We start from the raw sequence: 19,855 nt of genomic DNA on the forward strand, positions 1-19,855 counted from the left end.
ACATGCCGGCAGCTATTCGACAGCGAAATATGTGGTGACATAAGAAGGCCGGGAGAAGATCGACGTTGTGTCAATTCCGGCAGATGTATCGCGTTTTTTGTGGGCTTCTTTGTAAGAACCGGACTGCTGCCAGTCTTGAAAGGCGCTTTCCGTGTCCCACAAGGTCAGAATGACATAGGTGTCACTGTCAAGCGGACGGAGCACTCGAATTGCTTCAAAGCCAGGCTCGTTTTCGACTTTTCCCGCTCTGTTTTTAAATCTGTTTTCAAACAGCGGACGCCCTTCCTGAGTGACGGCAATATTGTTCAATACTGCAAAACCGGGATGTTTGATCTCTCCGACTTGGTCAATGACTTCATAAGCGTGTGGTGCCTGGAAAACGGTATCTCCGTTTGTTTCATGAATCAAAATGGCGTTTTCCTGCCCCTGCATCAAAAGGATATTTTCTGAGGGATGCTTCTCTACGATCGTTTTTAAAAAATCGGCTGTCCCATATGTAATATAAACCTTCATATCAGCCACCTCCTGCTTGCTAGTATATCAAAACAATGGTATAAGTTTCTATTGGCGAGTGCTTCGAACATAATTCCAAACAATTTTTCCCATACTACCTTTAGAAAGGCGAGGTGAGTTCATGTTTAAGATAAAGAAAAAGAAACTTTTTATACCTATCATTATTTTAGTGTTAACTGCTTTTCTCGCTTTAATAGGATATATTTCAATTATTTTTCTCGGCCATTATGTCATAGATGAAAAAAAGCTTATTCTTCATGCTTCTTCAAAAATTGTTGATCAAAACGGAGATGAGGTTGCAAGCCTGTATACAGAAAATCGCGAGCCGGTCTCGATCAATGAGATTCCTAAGCAGGTCAGAGAAGCGTTTATCGCTGTTGAGGATAAAAGGTTCTATGAGCATCACGGCATTGATGCAAAATCCGTCGGAAGGGCAGTGTATCGCGATATATTAGCAGGCGGAAAGGTGGAAGGCGGAAGCACGATCACCCAGCAGCTTGCCAAAAATATTTTTCTGACACATGACAAAACATTTCTAAGAAAAACAAAAGAAGTGATCATTGCGATTAATCTTGAACGGGATTACAGCAAGGACAAGCTGCTTGAAATGTATTTAAACCAGCTTTACTTCGGACACGGGGTCTACGGCATACAAGCGGCGTCCCACTATTATTTTAATAAAGAAGTAAAAGATTTGACTGTATCTGAAGGCGCTGTTTTGGCCGCTATTCCGAAGGCGCCTTCTACGTACTCTCCGATTTTGCACCCTGATAAAAATAAGGAACGGCGTGATACAATTCTAGGCATGATGAATGACCAAGGCTATATCAGTGCGAAAGAGGCTGTCACCGCGCAGGGCCGGACGCTTGGGCTGCACGTGAAGAAACAGTCGGAAACACCTTGGTTTGACAGCTACATTGACCTTGTGATTAAAGAGGCGGAGGACAAGTATTCCATTTCTGGGGAGCAGCTTCTTCAAGGCGGATACACGATCAAGGTGCCGCTCGATTCGAAGCTGCAGAAGACGGCTTACCAGGTGATGAAAGAGGGAAGCTATTATCCCGGAACAGATCAGAATGCCGAGGGAAGCGCGGTCTTTATTAATAACAAGACAGGCGGTGTAGAAGCGGCCATCGGCGGAAGGGATTACACATCCAAAGGATATAACCGTGTCACAGCTGTCCGCCAGCCGGGTTCCACATTTAAGCCGCTTGCCGTATACGGACCGGCGATGCAGGAAAAGAAATTTAAGCCATATTCTCTATTGAAGGATGAGTTGCAGTCCTACGGAGATTATACGCCGAAAAACTATGACAGCCGGTATGAGGGCGAAGTCACTATGTCGGACGCCATTACGTACAGCAAAAACGCGCCGGCTGTCTGGACGCTGAATGAGATCGGCGTCGAAACAGGAAAATCTTATTTGAAAGCAAACGGCATTGATATCCCTGATGAAGGCCTTGCTCTCGCTCTAGGAGGCTTGGAAAAAGGCGTTTCGCCGCTCCAGCTTGCCGGCGCGTTTCATACATTTGCCGCGAATGGAACGTATACTGAACCCTTCTTTATCTCGAGCATAATAGATGAAGACGGAGAAACAATAGCCGATCATAAAGAAGAAGGAAAGCGGGTTTTCAGCAAGCAGACGTCTTGGAATATGACGAGAATGCTGCAGCAGGTAGTCAAAAAGGGAACGGCCACGTCCGGCACCTATCACGGCGACCTGGCGGGAAAAACAGGTTCTACATCTTATACAGGCGTCTCCGGCGCGACAAAGGACGCCTGGTTTGCAGGCTATACGCCGAAAATAACCGGGGCAGTCTGGATGGGCTATGACAAAACGGATCAAAACCATTATTTGAAAGCCGGGAGCTCATACCCGACGCGGCTGTTTAAGGATATTTTGACACAGGCAGGAGAAACCGGTCATGTGTTCACAAAGCCTAAAAACGTTAAAGACCTGGAAAGCCCGATTGAGCTGAAGCCGGTCAAAACACTCACAGCCGATTACACATTTAAAGCAGCGGGGCTCTTTACTATTGAATTAAAGTGGGACGCTCAAGAGGATGATCGGGCCGTATACAGAATTTATGTAAACAAGGACGGCGAGGAGACGCTTCTTGATTCGGTTGAAGGGAAGGGAAGCTATGAAATTCCTTATGCCAACTTATTTTCGGGCGCGTCTTATAAAATTGTGCCTTATAATACACAGACAAAAAGAGAAGGGGAAGGAACCGATTACGTTCAGCCAAAATTGTTTTCCTCTTAATGGAATTCGGCGATTTTTTGAACTTTGAGCTACATTTCTATACCATTTGCCTAAAACAAGGTATAGTGTAATAAGTCAAGAAATACGAACGTATGGTTGCCGTATGAAAGGTGGAAATCAGATGAGTAAACGAGAAACGTTTAACGAGACGTTTTTAAAAGCTGCGCGGGGAGAAAAAGCGGATCACACGCCTGTGTGGTATATGAGGCAAGCAGGGCGCTCACAGCCGGAATACCGCAAGCTGAAGGAAAAGTACGGATTGTTTGAGATCACACATCAGCCCGAACTTTGTGCGTATGTCACAAGACTGCCGGTTGAGCAATACGGAGTCGATGCTGCAATCCTTTATAAAGATATCATGACGCCGCTGCCGTCAATCGGTGTGGATGTTGAAATCAAAAACGGGGTCGGTCCTGTGATTGATCAGCCAATCCGGTCTCTGGCGGACATTGAAAAACTCGGCCAGATTGATCCGGAACAGGACGTGCCGTACGTGCTTGAGACGATTAAACTGCTTGTCAATGAGCAGCTGAACGTCCCGCTCATCGGTTTCTCAGGTGCGCCTTTTACGCTTGCAAGCTATATGATCGAAGGCGGCCCATCGAAAAACTACAATAAAACAAAAGCCTTCATGTACAGCATGCCGGATGCATGGAATCTGCTGATGTCCAAGCTTGCCGACATGATCATCGTGTACGTGAAAGCGCAGATTAAGGCAGGCGCAAAAGCGATTCAAATCTTTGATTCGTGGGTCGGCGCATTGAATCAGGCAGATTACAGAACATACATCAAACCCGTAATGAACCGGATTTTTTCAGAGCTCGCAAAGGAGAATGTGCCGCTGATCATGTTTGGCGTTGGCGCAAGCCATCTTGCAGGAGATTGGCATGACCTTCCTCTCGATGTTGTCGGGCTTGACTGGAGACTCGGCATTGCTGAAGCCAGATCAAAAGGAATTACTAAAACAGTGCAGGGCAACCTGGACCCGTCCATTTTGCTTGCGCCATGGGAAGTCATTGAGAAGAAAACAAAGGAAATACTTGATCAGGGTATGGAGTCAGACGGCTTCATTTTCAATCTTGGCCATGGGGTATTTCCTGATGTCAGTCCCGAGGTTTTGAAAAAACTGACAGCATTTGTCCATGAATATTCACAAAACAAAAAAATGGGTCAATATTCCTAAGCATATCTTTTGGTATCTTAATGATATCCTGTCAAAATGTTTGTATCAGATCATTAAAGAGGGTGTAAACAGTGAGTAGAAAGAAAATGGGGCTTCTCGTGATGGCGTACGGCACGCCTTATAAGGAAGAAGATATTGAACGTTATTATACACATATCAGAAGAGGCAGAAAGCCTGAACCTGAAATGCTTCAAGATTTGAAAGACAGATACGAAGCGATTGGCGGCATTTCACCGCTTGCCAAAATCACAGAAGAGCAGGCGCATAATCTGGAACAGCACTTGAATGAAATTCAGGATGAGATTACGTTTAAAGCGTATATCGGACTGAAGCATATCGAGCCGTTTATTGAAGACGCCGTAGCAGAGATGCATAAGGATGGCATTACAGAAGCAGTCAGCATCGTGCTGGCGCCGCATTTCTCCACGTTCAGCGTTCAGTCCTACAACAAACGCGCCAAAGAAGAGGCTGAAAAACTCGGCGGCTTAACGATTACGTCAGTTGAAAGCTGGTACGATGAACCGAAGTTCGTGACATATTGGGTTGACCGAGTGAAGGAAACATATGCGTCAATGCCTGAGGATGAAAGAGAAAACGCGATGCTCATCGTATCCGCACACAGCCTGCCGGAAAAAATCAAAGAATTTGGAGACCCGTATCCGGACCAGCTGCATGAATCGGCGAAATTGATTGCTGAAGGCGCAGGCGTTTCCGAATATGCTGTCGGCTGGCAAAGTGAAGGGAACACGCCTGATCCTTGGCTCGGACCCGATGTTCAGGATTTAACACGTGATTTATTCGAACAAAAAGGCTATCAAGCATTTGTATATGTTCCTGTTGGATTTGTCGCGGATCACTTAGAAGTGCTTTATGATAATGATTATGAATGCAAAGTGGTTACTGACGATATCGGCGCAAGCTATTACCGGCCGGAAATGCCAAATGCCAAGCCTGAATTTATTGATGCTTTGGCAACAGTCGTATTAAAAAAATTAGGACGTTAAAGAAGGCGATGAACATGAGTGACGACAAAAAACATGTAGTCATCATCGGCGGCGGCATTACCGGTTTAGCCGCCGCCTTCTATATGGAAAAAGAAATCAAAGAAAAGAATCTGCCGCTTGAGCTGACGCTTGTTGAGGCAAGTCCGAGAGTCGGCGGAAAAATCCAGACTGTCAAGAAGGACGGCTATATCATCGAAAGAGGGCCAGACTCATTTCTGGAACGAAAGAAAAGCGCCCCGCAGCTTGTTAAAGACTTAGGTCTTGAGCATTTGCTTGTCAACAATGCGACCGGACAATCCTATGTGCTTGTAAACCGCACCCTGCATCCAATGCCGAAGGGCGCTGTAATGGGGATACCGACAAAAATTGCGCCGTTTGTTTCTACGGGTCTGTTTTCTTTGTCTGGGAAGGCGAGAGCTACTATGGATTTCATCCTGCCTGCAAGCAAAACAAAGGATGATCAGTCATTGGGAGAATTCTTCCGCAGACGTGTCGGAGATGAAGTGGTCGAGAACTTAATCGAGCCGCTTCTATCAGGGATCTATGCAGGCGACATTGACAAGCTCAGCCTGATGTCGACATTCCCGCAATTTTACCAGACGGAACAAAAGCATAGAAGCCTGATTCTCGGCATGAAAAAAACAAGGCCTCAAGGCTCAGGCCAGCAGCTGACGGCAAAGAAGCAAGGCCAGTTCCAGACTTTGTCAACCGGATTGCAAACCCTTGTTGAAGAGATCGAAAAGCAGTTAAAGCTGACGAAGGTGTATAAAGGCACAAAAGTGACCAAGCTCAGCCGTGGCGGCTCTGGTTACTCGCTCGAATTGGATAACGGCGTCACACTTGATGCTGATTCAGTAATTGTGACTGCTCCGCATAAAGCGGCTGCGGGAATGCTTTCTGAGCTTCCTGCCATTTCTCATTTGAAAAATATGCACTCCACATCGGTGGCAAATGTCGCTTTAGGTTTCCCTGAAGGCTCCGTCGAGATGGAGCATGAGGGCACGGGTTTTGTTATTTCAAGAAACAGTGACTTTGCGATCACTGCCTGTACGTGGACGAATAAAAAATGGCCGCACGCAGCTCCGGAAGGCAAAACGCTGCTTCGGGCATATGTCGGAAAAGCCGGAGACGAATCTATTGTCGATCTATCAGATAATGACATTATCAACATTGTGTTAGAAGACTTAAAGAAAGTCATGAACATAAACGGCGAGCCGGAAATGACATGTGTCACCCGATGGCATGAAAGCATGCCGCAGTACCATGTCGGCCATAAGCAGCGTATCAAGGAGCTGCGTGAAGCACTTGCATCTGCGTATCCTGGTGTTTATATGACAGGCGCTTCTTTTGAAGGTGTCGGCATTCCCGACTGCATTGATCAAGGAAAAGCTGCCGTGTCTGACGCGCTTACCTATTTATTCAGCTAAAACCTCCGCTTTATCGCGGAGGTTTTTTTGATGTGCAATGGCAATATTGTGTAAAAAAATGATTGAATTGAACAGCAGGTTATGATACATTTGCATATGTACTTAATGACTAAAATGTTCAAACGGTCAGTTTTGAGGTGAATACAATGTCAATAGATCGAAAAAAGCTCATTTTGGAGGCGGCTACAAAGTCTTTCACGCAGTTCGGGTATAAAGCGACGACAATGGATCTTGTCGCAAAACTTGCGAACGTGGGGAAGGGGACCATTTATACTTTTTTCAAAAACAAAGAAGAGCTGTTTGACGAGATTTTCACTACTTTATTAAAGGAAATGAAGCAAAAAGCGGATGAAGCGATGGAGCCGAACCTTCCGTTCCATGAAAATGTGCACAGAGCGCTGTTTGCCATTCTGGAGTTCAGGAAAACACATCAGCTGACGATTAAAATTTTCCAAGAGAATGCCGAGATTGGTACAATGGCAGTTCAGGAAGTGATCCAGAAAATGGAGCGAGCCATACTGTCTTATATCAAAAGCAAGATTGAAGACGGGATCAAAAGCGGCGCAATCAAGCCGTGCGACCCTGAGCTGACAGCCTTTGTGATGCTGAAGCTTTATATCGCGCTCATTTTTGACTGGGAAAAACAACACTCCCCGCTTGATAAAGAGACAATTGCGGGACTGCTTGAATTGTATGTTGTCAAAGGATTGTCAGCGAACTAGATAATCCTTTCTCTTTGCAAGAAAATGACCATTTTTCATGATGAGTCAGTTTTAGAATGGAGGCATCAGGATGAACACAATACGAAGTCAGTGGAAAGACATCGTAACAAGTAAAAAATTATTGATTCCCATCATCGCCATTTTGTTTGTCCCGCTTATTTACAGCGGCGTATTCTTAAAGGCTTATTGGGACCCGTACGGCACAGTTGACCAGCTGCCTGTCGTTGTCGTCAACCAAGACAAGGGAGCAACGTATGAAGGAGAAAAACTTCAAATCGGTGATGATCTGGTCAAAGAATTAAAGGATAATAACAACTTTGATTGGCATTTTTCCAATGATCTCGACCAATCGTTAAAGGACTTATTGAATCAAAAATATTATTTAGTTGTCGAGATTCCTGAGGATTTTTCTAAGAATGCCAGCACTGTATTAGACAAAAATCCGAAAAAATTGGATCTGAAATACCACACAAATGCAGGTTCTAACTATGTAGGGGCAACGATCGGCGAAAAAGCGATTGATAAACTGAAAGCCTCTGTTTCAAAAGAAGTGACCGAGCAATATACGAAAGTTATTTTTGATAACTTTAAAGATATCGCAAAAGGTTTGAGCGACGCGAGCAGCGGCGCGAAAAAAATTGATGACGGCACAAAGGATGCGAAAAACGGAAGCGCCCAGCTGAAAGAAAATCTGGCGAAGCTGAAGGAAAGCACCGCTACCATCAGTGACAAAACAGCGCAGCTTGCAGATGGAGCGGCTCAGGTGACGAGCGGCATCCAATCACTTGACAGCTCGCTCGGTAAATTCCAGGACAGCAGCAACCAGATTTATGATAAATCTGGTCAGCTTGCAGCAGGATCAGGCGAACTGACAAGCAAGATGAATGAACTTCTTGCCGGACTTCAAAACGTGCAGAAGGGTACGCCTAAACTTACTAACGGGTTGGATCAGCTCAACAGTAAAGTCCAAGAAGGTTCTGAGAAAGCGGCAAAAGCGGAAAAGATCATTAATGCGCTCGATTTAACGAAGCTTGAAACTGCTGTAAACAATCTGGAAAAGTCAGAAACTGCGATGAAGGAATTCAAAAAACAGCTGACTGACTTTGAAAACAGTTTGAAAAACCGTGATCAGGCATTTAAAAATGTCATCAATTCGAGTGACTTCTTAACAGCGGAGCAAAAAAGCCAGCTGATTAATTCTGTTGAGAAAAAGCTTCCGCAAGTTGATGCGCCTGATTTTGATCAAATATTAAGCCAGCTACCTACAGCTGATCAGCTGCCTGACATCGCAACGATAAAAAGCTCTCTTGAAGACGTGAAAGCGCAGGTGGCGCAGGTGAAAGCCATGCCGGAAGCTACATCTAAGCTTTATAACGGCGCAAAAACAATCCAAGATGCGATTGACAGATTAACTGAGGGAGCTGATAAGATATACAATGGTTCTCAGAAGCTGACAGATGGCCAAACTAAACTGACAGCGGGCATCGGTGAATATAATAAGCAGTTCGCAAAAGCAAAAGCGGGCTCAGAGCAATTGGTGACAGGAAGCAGCCAAGTATCCGGCGGATTGTTTAAGCTGTTAGACGGGTCTAAACAGGTCCAAAGCGGATCATCAAAACTTGCAGACGGATCTGCATCACTTGATACAGGTTTAGGCAAGCTATTGGACGGCACAGGAGAGCTGTCTAGTAAGCTGAAGGATGCGGCTGACCAAACAGGAGATATCGATGCTGATGATCAAACATACGGCATGTTTGCGGATCCGGTTAAAACCAAAGATGATGCCATTCATTCCGTTCCTAACTATGGAACAGGGCTGACACCTTATATCCTGTCAATGGGCTTGTATGTCGGCGGCATCATGCTGACGGTTGTCTTCCCGCTGAAGGAAGCGTCAGGACGTCCGAGAAACGGTTTTGAGTGGTTCTTCAGCAAATTCAATGTCATGATGCTTGTAGGAATCATTCAATCATTGATTGTGGCGACGGTTCTTCTATTGGGAATTGGTCTTGAGGTAGAGAGCACGTGGAGATTTTACGTGTTTACGATCATTACGAGTCTCGCTTTCCTGGCGATAATTCAATTTTTGGCTACAACGATGGGCAACCCGGGGCGATTTATCGCAGTCATTATTTTAGTGCTGCAGCTGGGAGCGAGCGGAGGAACCTTCCCGCTGGAATTGCTTCCGAATTTCTATCAGGTCATCCACGGCGCATTGCCGATGACCTACAGCATTAACGGATTCAGAGCAGTCATTTCAAACGGTGACTTTGGCTACATGTGGCAGATGGCCGGCGTCTTAATCGGCATTGCCCTCGTCATGATTGCACTAAGCATTACTTACTTTACAATGTTAAGCCGGAAGGAAGAAACATCAGAAGAACAGCCGGCTTCATAAAGAAAAAGAACTTGTTTCCTTGGAAACAAGTTCTTTTTTTGTTACATTCCCCATTTAATAAGCAATCCTGTATAGGTTAATCCGCCGCCAAACCCGAAAAGCAAAACGATTTGATCTTTTTTCAGCTTCCCGGCTTTCACTGCGAGATCGAGCGCCAAAACAATTGAAACCGAAGACGTGTTTCCGTAGTGCTCAACACTAGTGAGCGTTTTTTCAATCGGGAACGGTGTTTTTTCACAAATTGACTCGATCATGCGCAAGTTGGCGCTGTGAGGAACAAACCAATCGAGGTCATCGGAGCTGAGTCCTGCTTTATGTAAAAGCCGTTCAAATTCGCCAGGGACGGTTCTTGCGGCCCATTTATATACCTCGCGTCCGTTTTGCACCATTTTTCCGGAACCGACAAGCTGCACACCGTTTATTTCATTTCGCAGTCCGGCACGATACAAAATATCGCCGCCGTTCCCGCTTGTTCCTTGTACAGACGCAAGAAATCCCGGCGTCTCTTCATCTCGTTCTACTAACAGCGCACCCGCGGCATCGCCGAACAGAACGCATGTCGTTCGATCGGTATAATCCGTTACCTTTGATAACGTCTCTCCGGCGATCACGAGAATTTTATGATGAAGACCTGATGTGATCAATCCATTTGCCAAATGGAGGCCGTATGTCAGCCCGGCGCATGTCGCATTAATATCCAGCGCGCCGGTGCTTTCCCAGCCGAAATATTCCTGTATGCGGCATGCTGTACTCGGAAAGGCGTAATCGGATGTGGTGGTGGCAACGAGGATCATATCGACATCATCAAGTGTTCCTTTATAACGGCTCTTGAGATTCTTCACCGCTTCTATGCATAAATCAGAGGTAAATTGATGTTCATCCGCAATCCGGCGTTCTCTCATTCCTGTGCGCTGAACGATCCATTCATCAGAGGTATCAACGATCTTTTCTAAATCTGCATTGGTTAAACGTCTGCTCGGCGCATAGGTGCCGATAGCTGTAATTTTTGCTTTTGACATATGAATCACTCCTTATGGTCAGATTATAACACTAGATATTAGTATCTGGTACTAAAAAGAAGGTTTTTTTACAAAAAAAGAGAAGTGTAGAATAGGGAATCTATGAAAAAGAAAAAGGAGGCTGAAAAATGGTCAGTCAAGAAGCAGTAGTCTTTTTGGCATTATCCGGGGCTATTGCGTTTCTGTTGCCAATCGGGCTGATTGTATGGTTTAAGCGAAAGTATGGCGCCTCGCTTAAAGTGTTTTTTATTGGCGCTCTCACGTTTTTTGTCTTCGCTCAGCTGCTGGAAGGCGGCGTTCATGTTTATGTGCTGCAAGTGAATGAAATGACGAAAGAAGTGATGCAGCATCCATTATGGTATGGCGTTTACGGCTGCTTGATGGCCGGCATTTTTGAGGAGTGCGGAAGGTATATGATGATGCGATTTTTTATGAAGCGCCATCATACCTGGGCGGATGGTCTGGCTTTCGGGGCCGGCCATGGCGGGCTTGAAGCCATCCTGATTACAGGCTTGTCCTCTATCTCACTTATTGTATACGCATTTGCAATCAATAGCGGGACGTTTGAACAGCTTTTGGTCAATGGCGACGTCAAACAGGCGCTTTTGCCGATACAGGAGCAGCTGCTGCATACTCCTTCGTATGAATGGATGCTGGGCGGAATAGAAAGAATCAGTGCCATTGCCGTCCAAATTGGGCTGTCTCTGCTTGTTTTGTACGCGGTTAAAAGCCGCCGGCCGCTGTTTTTGTTGTATTCTATTCTTTTACATGCACTGTTTAATGTACCGGCGGTTTTATATCAGAGAGGAATCATAGAGCATGCTGCTGGTGTTGAAATCATTGTTGCTCTTATAGCGGCTTTATCAGTTTATTGGATTGTAAAAGCAAAAAGGGTGTTTCAATAAAAGGTCCAAGCAGCAGCAATGCCCGCTTGGAAAAATGTGAATGGAAATATTCATTAAGCATGGGTCATCAGAATATTTCTGATTCAGTCTTTAGCAATGACAGCAAGAATGTCTGTGTTTTTTACAAGAGAAACAATGGTGTTTCTTTTTCTTCTTCTCGCAAGGGTCATGGCATTCTTTCTTTTTCTTGCAATGGTCGTGGAAATCTTTATCGAACCACTCGTCAAAGAACCAAAAATCATCGAACCAATCGTGACAACGACATTTCTGTTCATGTGAATGACGACAGCACATAGAAATCCCTCCTCTTCCCATGCTCTCTACAGCATATGAGAGATTGATAGGAAAAGATTGGACGGGTCCCTCGGGAAAAGAGTATATTTTAAGTAGAAAATAAAAGGAGGAATGCCCTATGACGTCCGTACGTAAAACGATGGAGCTCATTAAAGAACTTGTATCGATCCCAAGCCCGACCGGAAATACATATGAGGTGATCAATTATATTGAAAGCCTTTTAAAAGAATGGAAGGTAGAAACGGTTCGGAACCACAAGGGCGGCTTAATTGCAACGCTTCCAGGACGCGACACATCCCGGCATCGCATGCTGACTGCGCACGTTGACACCCTCGGCGCTATGGTGAAGGAAATTAAAGCGGACGGCCGGCTGAAAATCGATTTAATCGGCGGGTTCCGCTACAACTCGATTGAGGGAGAGTATTGCCAAATTGAAACCGCCTCAGGAAAAACGTACACAGGCACAATCTTAATGCATCAAACGTCTGTGCACGTATACAAAGACGCGGGAAAGGCTGAGCGGAATCAAGAGAATATGGAGATCCGCCTAGATGAACCTGTTCACTGCCGGAAAGATACGGAGGAGCTTGGCATTGGCGTCGGAGACTTTGTGTCGTTTGATCCACGTGTCGAGATCACATCAAGCGGATTTATTAAATCGCGCCATTTGGATGACAAAGCAAGCGTCGCCTTATTGCTCCGCTTAATTCATGAAATTCAAACAGAAGACATTGAGCTGCCGTATACAACCCATTTTCTTATTTCCAATAATGAAGAAATCGGTTACGGCGGGAATTCGAATATTCCTCCTGAAACAGTTGAATATTTGGCGGTTGATATGGGCGCTATCGGTGACGGGCAGGCGACAGATGAATATTCAGTATCAATCTGTGTGAAGGATGCGAGCGGGCCGTATCATTATCAGCTCAGAAAGCATTTAGTTCAATTAGCCGAGAAGCATCATATTGACTATAAGCTTGATATATATCCGTACTACGGGTCTGATGCGTCAGCAGCGATCAAATCCGGGCATGATATTGTGCATGGCCTCATAGGGCCGGGAATTGACGCTTCCCATGCATTTGAACGCACCCATAAATCATCTCTTCGCCATACCGCTAAGCTTCTGTATTACTATGTACAGTCACCAATGGTATAAGGGGGAGGACCAATGAAGATTTATAAGCTGAAAAGCACATTCGGCTGGGAAGGTGATGACGGGTTGGGAGAACAGCTGATTCAGCAGATCCTTGCCGGAGAAAAAAACGCCACGTGCGCGCCGAAATCATTGTATTCAAAAGATGAATTGAGGGACGTTTATCAAACAGCGGGTCAGCTTGTTACCGTTTATGATAAACATGACAATCCAAGATGCAATATAAAAGTAACAGATGTCTTTGAAACCACCTTTGGTGCGCCTGATATGAGGTTAGTCAAAGGAGAGGGCAATGGAGACCGAATTGAGGAGTTTCAAGAGGATCATCGGATGGCATGGGCGGAACTGATCAAAAGCGGTGAACTGGAGCTGAATGAGGATACTGTTTTGATTACAGAGCTGTTTGTGCTTGTTAAAGATTAAAAAAGCCTGCGGGGCAAGAACCCCGCAGGCTTTTCATTAACCAGAAATGGTTGCGTTTTGTTCTGTTTTCGATTGGGACATAACAGTTTCTGCTTTCGCAGGATTAAACATGCCTTCCCATTTAGACATCACAACGGCAGCAAGCGCGTTACCAGTCAGGTTGACAACTGTACGTGCCATATCCATGATGCGGTCTACGCCGGCAATAAAGGCAAGTCCTTCAGCCGGAACGCCGATGGTGCCAAGCGTTGCAAGCAAGACAACAAAAGAAGTACCAGGCACGGCAGCCATCCCTTTGGATGTCACCATTAAGACGAGCACAAGCGTAATTTGGTGCCAAATCGTCAAATCAATGCCATATACCTGTGCTAAAAAGAGTGCGGCAATAGATTGATAGAGAACGGAACCGTCTAAGTTAAACGTGTAACCGATCGGAATGACAAATGAAACAATGCCTTTCGGACATCCGATTTTCTCCATTTTTTCCATGATGCGCGGAAGAACCGTTTCAGAGCTGGACGTACTGAACGCCAGTAAGATTTCGTCCTTCATGTAAGCAAGGAACTTGAAGATGCTGATGCCGGCAATTTTTGCGACAATCCCGAAAATAACAATTAAGAAGAAAGCAAGCGCGACATAAACCAATCCGACGAGCTTTCCGAGAGAGATAAGAGAACCGAGTCCGAATTTAGACACAGTCACTCCGATAAGAGCGAAAACGCCGAATGGCGCCACTTTCATCACAAGGTTTACAACGTGGAACATGGCATGGGATACACCTTCAAAAAAGGCTAATACAGGCTTGCCTCTTTCACCGATTGCGGAAATACCCAATGCAAATAGTACTGTAAAGCAGATGATGGCTAGAAGATCCCCTTCGACCAATGACTGGAAGAAGTTTGTCGGCACAATATGGAGGAACGTTTCTGCCACTGATTTATTACTTTGTTCTTTTTCAGTTTCAACATATTGACTGATGTCCGATTTTTGAGCTTCGTGTATATTAACTCCTGTACCCGGATGGAAGATGTTTGCAAGGGCTAGTCCGAGAATAATGGCAAAAGTCGTGATGATCTCGAAGTACAGAATCGTTCTGAAGCCTAATTTACCGACTTGCTTTCCATTTCCTGCACCGGCTACACCGATGATTAAGCTGGAGACAACAATAGGAATCACTATCATTTTGATTAAGCGTAAAAAGAGATCCCCGATTGGCTGCAGGTAAGTAGGCAATGCTGGGTTGCCATACCAAATGACGCCAACAATGACACCTAGAATAAGTCCAACGAATATTTGTGTGGCTAATCCAAACTTAATTCTTTTCATAGATTACCTCCCAAAAAACAAAGTATCAACATATATCATGAATAGACATATATTTAATCTCACTATTAGATCAAATTATAATAGATAAGAAATCAATTCGTCTATAGTAAATTATATTTCGAAAATAAAGAATATTCAATGACATTATGATAATCACCAGAATTATCTAAAAACAGGTGAGCTTTGACCTAACCTGACTATTGTTTCAAAATTAAGAGATATGTGAAAAAATAAGAAAATCCCACGCGTAAGGCGCGGGATTTTCGCTCATTACAAATCGTTTACTTTTATACAGTCATTGCAGATATTACCATAGCACTCATGCTGCTCTTCTATCTTTTTTCCGCATTCCGCACACTTTTTCGAAGGCAGGTTTCTAAAAAATTCTGTGATTTTCCCCAGCATAACCAATCCCTCTTTCCCCTTTGTAGTGATTTCATTGTAATATAACAGATCACAAAAATCAATAACTGTTTTGATACAATGTTTAAAACATGCTTTTTTCAAGAAAAATGGGTATATTGAAGGAGGATCAATTTTTTTGAAAAGATAGGAGGACATTATGAAAGTTACAGTTATCGGATGCTATGGCGGTTTTCCGGCCGCAAATGAAGCGACGTCAGGCTATTTGTTTCAGTCAGGTGATTACTCTCTGCTTGTTGATTGCGGCAGTGCCGTATTGTCTAAGCTGTTCGGATATGTGCCGGCGGAAAAGCTGGATGCGGTCGTTCTGTCTCATTATCACCATGACCATATCGCTGATATCGGGCCGCTGCAATTTGCCAAGCAAGTCGGTTCGTTTCTCGGCAAAGGAGAGCATACGCTTCCGATTTACGGACATGATGCTGATATAGAACAGTTTCAAAAGCTTACATATAAAACACATACAAAAGGGATCGCCTATCAGCCGGATCAGCCGCTGGCTGACGGTCCGTTTACGATCACCTTTTTAAAAACAATTCACCCGGTGACGTGCTATGCCATGCGGATTACTGACGGCAGCCACACTGTCGTTTATACTGCTGATTCCAGCTATCAGGATTCATTTATACCGTTTTCGAAAGATGCTGATTTATTGATCTCGGAATGCAATTTTTATGCCGATCAAGACGGAACAAGTGCAGGCCATATGAACAGCCTGGAAGCCGGGCGCATTGCAAAAGAAGCCGGAGCGGGAGAACTGCTGCTGACACATTTGCCGCATTTTGGCGTGCATGACAACCTTCGCAAAGAAGCGAAAACCGTTTTTAACGGAGAAGTGAATATTGCGAAATCAGGTTTTGTGTGGGAAGGATAAAGGAGGAGCACCATGTTATTTATAGACAATCAAAATATCAATGATCCGCGGATCAATCTTGCTATCGAGGAGTACTGTGTAAAGCATTTAGACCCTGAACAGCAATATTTGCTCTTTTATGTGAATCAACCGTCTATTATCATTGGAAAAAACCAAAATACAATAGAAGAAATCAATACAAAATATGTTGAGGAAAACGGGATTATCGTCGTCCGCCGTTTATCAGGCGGGGGCGCTGTGTACCATGATCTGGGGAACTTGAACTTCAGCTTTATTACCAAGGATGACGGGGACAGCTTTCATAACTTTAAAAAATTCACTGAGCCGGTGATTCAGGCGTTACATCAGCTTGGGGTTGAAGCTGAATTAAGCGGCCGGAACGACATTGTAGTGGATGGCCGGAAAATATCCGGAAACGCTCAGTTTGCAACGAAAGGCCGTATTTTCAGCCACGGCACCCTCATGTTTGATTCAGCCATTGATCATGTTGTATCAGCATTAAAGGTGAAAAAGGATAAAATTGAATCAAAAGGCATCAAATCGATCAGAAGCCGAGTAGCAAACATCAGTGAGTTTCTCGATGATAAAATGACCACCGAAGAATTCCGCAGCCATTTGCTTCGCCATATTTTTAACACAAACGACATTGGAAACGTGCCGGAGTATAAGCTGACGGAAAAAGATTGGGAGACCATTCATCAAATTTCGAAAGAGCGCTATCAGAAATGGGATTGGAACTACGGCCGCTCGCCGAAATTTAACCTTAATCATTCGAAGCGTTATCCGGTTGGATCGATCGATTTGCGCCTAGAGGTCAAGAAAGGCAAAATCGAGGACTGCAAAATCTTCGGAGATTTCTTCGGTGTCGGTGATGTATCTGAAATTGAAAACCTGCTGGCCGGAAAACAATACGAACGCAGCGTCATCGCTGATGTGCTCGAAGGTGTGAATCTCAAGCATTACTTTGGGAACATTACGAAAGAGGATTTCCTTGATCTGATTTATTAAGGCAAAACACATCGTTTGAAAGAGCGGTTGTGTTTTTGAAATAATGGAGGCAGGAGGGATTCACATGAAAGTGTTTTTAATCGGAGCGAACGGACAAATCGGGCAAAGACTCGTCTCTTTATTCCAAGATAATCCTGATCATTCCATCAGAGCGATGGTCAGAAAAGAAGAACAGAAAGCGTCTCTTGAAGCTGCCGGTGCAGAAGCTGTGCTTGCGAATCTGGAGGGCAGCCCGGAAGAAATCGCCGCTGCGGCAAAAGGCTGTGACGCGATCATTTTCACAGCCGGTTCCGGTGGCAGCACAGGCTATGATAAAACACTGCTGGTGGATCTCGATGGAGCGGCGAAAGCCATTGAAGCTGCGGACATTGCCGGAATCAAACGGTTTATTATGGTCAGCGCCCTGCAAGCCCATAACCGTGAAAATTGGAATGAGGCACTCAAGCCTTATTATGTGGCCAAGCATTATGCTGATAAAATTCTGGAAGCGAGCGGTTTAACCTATACGATTATCCGTCCGGGAGGCCTTCGCAATGAGCCTGGAACGGGAACTGTTTCAGCAGCGAAGGATCTGGAGCGGGGATTTATTTCCCGTGATGACGTTGCAAAAACGGTCATTGCCTCTTTAGATGAGAAGAATACGGAAAATCGGGCCTTTGATCTGACAGAAGGAGATATGCCGATTGCCGAAGCATTGAAGAAACTATGACAGTACTGACACTCAGGGCTTTTTGCTCTTGAGTGTTTTTTTCTGTTTCTCTATAATGGAGGAGAAAGCTTGCTTCAATAATGAATGACTATTCATTCACTTTAAGGGGTGGGAGAATGAATCTTGTTTCAAAATTGGAAGAAACAGCATCTGAGAAGCCCGACAGCATCGCATGCAGGTTTAAAGATCACATGATGACGTATCAAGAGCTGAATGAACATATTCAGCGATTTGCGGACGGCCTTCAGGAAGCCGGTATGGAGAAAGGGGACCATCTAGCTTTGCTGCTTGGCAATTCGCCTGATTTTATCATCGCGTTTTTTGGCGCTTTAAAAGCTGGGATCGTGGTTGTTCCCATCAATCCGTTGTACACGCCGACAGAAATTGGTTATATGCTGACAAATGGTGATGTAAAGGCAATCGTGGGCGTTAGCCAGCTTTTGCCGCTTTATGAGAGCATGCATGAATCGCTGCCAAAGGTTGAGCTCGTCATTTTATGCCAGACGGGGGAGGCCGAGCCGGAAGCGGCGGACCCAGAGGTCAGGATGAAAATGACAACGTTTGCAAAAATATTGCGGCCGACATCTGTCGCTAAACAAAATCAAGAACTTGTCCCTGATGATACCGCGGTTATTTTATATACGTCAGGAACGACTGGAAAACCGAAAGGCGCGATGCTGACTCATCAGAATTTGTACAGCAATGCCAACGATGTTGCAGGCTATTTGGGAATGGATGAGAGGGACAATGTGGTCTGCGCTCTTCCCATGTTTCACGTGTTTTGTTTAACCGTCTGCATGAATGCACCGCTGATGAGCGGCGCAACTGTCTTGATTGAGCCTCAATTCAGTCCGGCATCTGTTTTTAAGCTTGTTAAGCAGCAGCAGGCGACCATTTTTGCCGGTGTGCCTACAATGTATAACTACTTGTTTCAGCATGAAAACGGAAAGAAAGATGATTTTTCTTCCATCCGGCTGTGCATTTCGGGAGGCGCGGCCATGCCAGTCGCGTTGCTGACGGCGTTTGAAGAAAAATTCGGTGTTACCATTTTGGAAGGCTACGGGCTCTCGGAAGCATCACCCGTCACGTGCTTTAACCCATTTGACAGGGGCAGAAAACCGGGCTCCATCGGGACAAGTATCTTACATGTCGAAAACAAGGTCGTAGATCCGCTCGGACGCGAGCTGCCCGCTCACCAGGTCGGCGAATTGATCGTGAAAGGCCCCAATGTGATGAAGGGCTATTATAAAATGCCGATGGAAACAGAGCATGCATTAAAAGACGGGTGGCTTTATACGGGGGACTTGGCAAGACGGGATGAGGACGGCTATTTTTACATTGTTGACCGGAAAAAAGACATGATCATTGTAGGAGGATACAATGTGTATCCGCGGGAGGTAGAGGAGGTGCTGTACAGCCATCCGGACGTCAAGGAGGCGGTTGTCATCGGCGTGCCGGACCCCCAAAGCGGGGAAGCGGTAAAGGGATATGTGGTGCCGAAACGCTCTGGGGTAACAGAGGAGGACATCATGCAGCACTGTGAAAAGCATCTGGCAAAATACAAGCGGCCTGCCGCCATTACGTTTCTTGACGATATTCCGAAAAATGCGACGGGGAAAATGCTCAGACGGGCACTGAGAGATATTTTGCCCCAATAAAATGAAAAAGCGAAGCGGTTAGCTTCGCTTTTTCATTTTCAATCCTTTGCTTCTTTTTTAATAATATTTAGCAGCGCCTTTGTATCATTTTTGCTTAATTTGTAGTATGTGCCATCCTTCAAAAAAACGGCTTGCTGGCTGCCGTCAATCCATAGTCTGAATGAGTCATACCGGTCTTTATGAAACTTGATTGTCCCTTCGTAATCAGGGGCTGATGTTTTTTCTGTCTTCACCTGTTTTCCCTGATTCATAATATCCAGCATATCTTTGACGTGCTGTCTTTTTTCAATCTCGATATCTTCCTGGCCGCTTGAAGACAGTGTGATCAAATCCGCGTCTACCGATTGATACACATCGCCTGATCGGCTGTAAAGATAAAAAAATGCGATAAACACAAGACCGATTACCACGATGGCTGCCACTATTTTTTTCATTTGCATCACTCCAAACATTGTTAGTTTTCCCAGCGATCGGGCTTTCCATGCTTAAAAGGGTGGAAAAGTGCGGAACACAGCTTGGTTCTAAGAATTTGAATTTATGATTACAA

General features: G+C 45.0%; 19 protein-coding genes. 13 read left to right on the forward strand and 6 right to left on the reverse strand.

Translation table 11 applies throughout. The features are described 5' to 3' along the window. Positions 1-12: 12 nt before the first annotated feature. Positions 13-513, reverse strand: coding sequence for a heme-degrading oxygenase HmoB (gene hmoB / locus MHI44_RS17020; RefSeq protein ID WP_339202469.1), 501 nt, complete (start codon positions 511-513; stop codon positions 13-15). Between the two features lie 121 nt (positions 514-634). On the opposite strand from hmoB, the gene MHI44_RS17025 reads away from it, so the two are divergent. From MHI44_RS17025 to MHI44_RS17050, 6 genes are all read left to right on the forward strand, one after another. Continuing rightward, on the forward strand, positions 635-2,779 hold the full coding sequence (locus MHI44_RS17025; protein WP_163182313.1) for a transglycosylase domain-containing protein: 2,145 nt from the start codon (positions 635-637) through the stop codon (positions 2,777-2,779). 121 nt (positions 2,780-2,900) lie between these two features. Continuing rightward, positions 2,901-3,962 carry a uroporphyrinogen decarboxylase gene (gene hemE / locus MHI44_RS17030; protein ID WP_046380901.1) on the forward strand — a complete coding sequence of 354 codons (1,062 nt, stop codon included), beginning with the start codon at positions 2,901-2,903 and terminating at the stop codon, positions 3,960-3,962. Between the two features lie 71 nt (positions 3,963-4,033). Beyond that, positions 4,034-4,966: a ferrochelatase gene (gene hemH, locus MHI44_RS17035; RefSeq protein WP_014663414.1), complete on the forward strand. Its 933-nt coding sequence runs from the start codon at positions 4,034-4,036 to the stop codon at positions 4,964-4,966. Positions 4,967-4,980: 14 nt separating this feature from the next. Next, positions 4,981-6,393, forward strand: a complete 1,413-nt coding sequence (gene hemY, locus MHI44_RS17040; RefSeq protein WP_339202470.1) for a protoporphyrinogen oxidase — start codon at positions 4,981-4,983, stop codon at positions 6,391-6,393. Positions 6,394-6,539: 146 nt separating this feature from the next. Beyond that, a complete protein-coding gene (locus MHI44_RS17045) occupies positions 6,540-7,115 on the forward strand; it encodes a TetR/AcrR family transcriptional regulator (RefSeq protein ID WP_339202471.1) in 576 nt (191 codons plus the stop codon). Between the two features lie 70 nt (positions 7,116-7,185). Next, on the forward strand, positions 7,186-9,513 hold the full coding sequence (locus MHI44_RS17050) for a YhgE/Pip domain-containing protein (protein ID WP_015252436.1): 2,328 nt from the start codon (positions 7,186-7,188) through the stop codon (positions 9,511-9,513). A 41-nt stretch (positions 9,514-9,554) separates the two neighbouring features. Here the strand turns inward: MHI44_RS17050 and fabHB are convergent, their stop codons facing one another. After that, on the reverse strand, positions 9,555-10,532 hold the full coding sequence (gene fabHB, locus MHI44_RS17055; protein WP_033883065.1) for a beta-ketoacyl-ACP synthase III FabHB: 978 nt from the start codon (positions 10,530-10,532) through the stop codon (positions 9,555-9,557). A gap of 128 nt (positions 10,533-10,660) precedes the next feature. Here fabHB and MHI44_RS17060 point away from each other — a divergent pair, with 128 nt between their 5' ends. After that, on the forward strand, positions 10,661-11,437 hold the full coding sequence (locus MHI44_RS17060) for a YhfC family intramembrane metalloprotease (protein ID WP_339202472.1): 777 nt from the start codon (positions 10,661-10,663) through the stop codon (positions 11,435-11,437). Positions 11,438-11,520: 83 nt separating this feature from the next. On the opposite strand, the gene MHI44_RS17065 is transcribed toward MHI44_RS17060, so the two are convergent. After that, positions 11,521-11,712 (reverse strand): hypothetical protein, encoded by a 192-nt coding sequence (locus tag MHI44_RS17065; RefSeq protein ID WP_003245634.1) that lies wholly within the window; start codon positions 11,710-11,712, stop codon positions 11,521-11,523. A 137-nt stretch (positions 11,713-11,849) separates the two neighbouring features. Between MHI44_RS17065 and MHI44_RS17070 the strand changes: the two genes are divergently transcribed. Together MHI44_RS17070 and MHI44_RS17075 are read left to right on the forward strand one after the other, a co-directional pair. Then, complete coding sequence (locus MHI44_RS17070) at positions 11,850-12,890, forward strand: M42 family metallopeptidase (protein WP_014479351.1); 1,041 nt, start codon at positions 11,850-11,852, stop codon at positions 12,888-12,890. Positions 12,891-12,902: 12 nt separating this feature from the next. Next, positions 12,903-13,310 (forward strand): ASCH domain-containing protein, encoded by a 408-nt coding sequence (locus MHI44_RS17075; protein WP_029317563.1) that lies wholly within the window; start codon positions 12,903-12,905, stop codon positions 13,308-13,310. Positions 13,311-13,346: 36 nt separating this feature from the next. On the opposite strand, the gene gltT is transcribed toward MHI44_RS17075, so the two are convergent. Together gltT and yhfH are read right to left on the reverse strand one after the other, a co-directional pair. Beyond that, on the reverse strand, positions 13,347-14,636 hold the full coding sequence (gene gltT, locus MHI44_RS17080; protein ID WP_003245579.1) for a glutamate/proton symporter GltT: 1,290 nt from the start codon (positions 14,634-14,636) through the stop codon (positions 13,347-13,349). Between the two features lie 270 nt (positions 14,637-14,906). Further along, complete coding sequence (yhfH, locus tag MHI44_RS17085; protein WP_003244802.1) at positions 14,907-15,041, reverse strand: protein YhfH; 135 nt, start codon at positions 15,039-15,041, stop codon at positions 14,907-14,909. Positions 15,042-15,198: 157 nt separating this feature from the next. Here yhfH and MHI44_RS17090 point away from each other — a divergent pair, with 157 nt between their 5' ends. The 4 genes from MHI44_RS17090 (at position 15,199) to lcfB (ending at position 19,308) form a co-directional block, all read left to right on the forward strand. Then, positions 15,199-15,933: an MBL fold metallo-hydrolase gene (locus MHI44_RS17090; RefSeq protein ID WP_339202473.1), complete on the forward strand. Its 735-nt coding sequence runs from the start codon at positions 15,199-15,201 to the stop codon at positions 15,931-15,933. 12 nt (positions 15,934-15,945) lie between these two features. Beyond that, complete coding sequence (lplJ, locus tag MHI44_RS17095) at positions 15,946-16,941, forward strand: lipoate--protein ligase (protein ID WP_213414385.1); 996 nt, start codon at positions 15,946-15,948, stop codon at positions 16,939-16,941. Between the two features lie 64 nt (positions 16,942-17,005). Next, positions 17,006-17,650 (forward strand): SDR family oxidoreductase, encoded by a 645-nt coding sequence (locus MHI44_RS17100; RefSeq protein WP_101172515.1) that lies wholly within the window; start codon positions 17,006-17,008, stop codon positions 17,648-17,650. Positions 17,651-17,766: 116 nt separating this feature from the next. Further along, a complete protein-coding gene (gene lcfB / locus MHI44_RS17105) occupies positions 17,767-19,308 on the forward strand; it encodes a long-chain-fatty-acid--CoA ligase LcfB (RefSeq protein ID WP_029317566.1) in 1,542 nt (513 codons plus the stop codon). Between the two features lie 38 nt (positions 19,309-19,346). On the opposite strand, the gene MHI44_RS17110 is transcribed toward lcfB, so the two are convergent. Then, the gene (locus MHI44_RS17110; protein ID WP_003245187.1) at positions 19,347-19,742 is read right to left on the reverse strand and encodes a hypothetical protein; all 396 of its coding nucleotides are present in this window, start codon (positions 19,740-19,742) and stop codon (positions 19,347-19,349) included. Between the last annotated feature and the right edge of the window lie 113 nt (positions 19,743-19,855).

It is taken from the genome of Bacillus sp. FSL K6-1366 (assembly GCF_037976695.1).
In the GTDB taxonomy this organism is placed as follows: Bacteria; Bacillota; Bacilli; order Bacillales; family Bacillaceae; genus Bacillus; species Bacillus subtilis.

Excerpts from the sequence above, each read along its gene's own strand:
- hmoB (WP_339202469.1), bottom strand. The coding sequence starts at position 513 with ATGAAGGTTTATATTACATATGGGACAGCCGATTTTTTAAAAACGATC.
- MHI44_RS17025 (WP_163182313.1), top strand. The coding sequence starts at position 635 with ATGTTTAAGATAAAGAAAAAGAAACTTTTTATACCTATCATTATTTTA.
- hemE (WP_046380901.1), top strand. The coding sequence starts at position 2,901 with ATGAGTAAACGAGAAACGTTTAACGAGACGTTTTTAAAAGCTGCGCGG.
- hemY (WP_339202470.1), top strand. The coding sequence starts at position 4,981 with ATGAGTGACGACAAAAAACATGTAGTCATCATCGGCGGCGGCATTACC.
- MHI44_RS17045 (WP_339202471.1), top strand. The coding sequence starts at position 6,540 with ATGTCAATAGATCGAAAAAAGCTCATTTTGGAGGCGGCTACAAAGTCT.
- MHI44_RS17050 (WP_015252436.1), top strand. The coding sequence starts at position 7,186 with ATGAACACAATACGAAGTCAGTGGAAAGACATCGTAACAAGTAAAAAA.
- fabHB (WP_033883065.1), bottom strand. The coding sequence starts at position 10,532 with ATGTCAAAAGCAAAAATTACAGCTATCGGCACCTATGCGCCGAGCAGA.
- MHI44_RS17060 (WP_339202472.1), top strand. The coding sequence starts at position 10,661 with ATGGTCAGTCAAGAAGCAGTAGTCTTTTTGGCATTATCCGGGGCTATT.
- MHI44_RS17065 (WP_003245634.1), bottom strand. The coding sequence starts at position 11,712 with ATGAACAGAAATGTCGTTGTCACGATTGGTTCGATGATTTTTGGTTCT.
- MHI44_RS17070 (WP_014479351.1), top strand. The coding sequence starts at position 11,850 with ATGACGTCCGTACGTAAAACGATGGAGCTCATTAAAGAACTTGTATCG.
- MHI44_RS17075 (WP_029317563.1), top strand. The coding sequence starts at position 12,903 with ATGAAGATTTATAAGCTGAAAAGCACATTCGGCTGGGAAGGTGATGAC.
- gltT (WP_003245579.1), bottom strand. The coding sequence starts at position 14,636 with ATGAAAAGAATTAAGTTTGGATTAGCCACACAAATATTCGTTGGACTT.
- yhfH (WP_003244802.1), bottom strand. The coding sequence starts at position 15,041 with ATGCTGGGGAAAATCACAGAATTTTTTAGAAACCTGCCTTCGAAAAAG.
- MHI44_RS17090 (WP_339202473.1), top strand. The coding sequence starts at position 15,199 with ATGAAAGTTACAGTTATCGGATGCTATGGCGGTTTTCCGGCCGCAAAT.
- lplJ (WP_213414385.1), top strand. The coding sequence starts at position 15,946 with ATGTTATTTATAGACAATCAAAATATCAATGATCCGCGGATCAATCTT.
- MHI44_RS17100 (WP_101172515.1), top strand. The coding sequence starts at position 17,006 with ATGAAAGTGTTTTTAATCGGAGCGAACGGACAAATCGGGCAAAGACTC.
- lcfB (WP_029317566.1), top strand. The coding sequence starts at position 17,767 with ATGAATCTTGTTTCAAAATTGGAAGAAACAGCATCTGAGAAGCCCGAC.
- MHI44_RS17110 (WP_003245187.1), bottom strand. The coding sequence starts at position 19,742 with ATGAAAAAAATAGTGGCAGCCATCGTGGTAATCGGTCTTGTGTTTATC.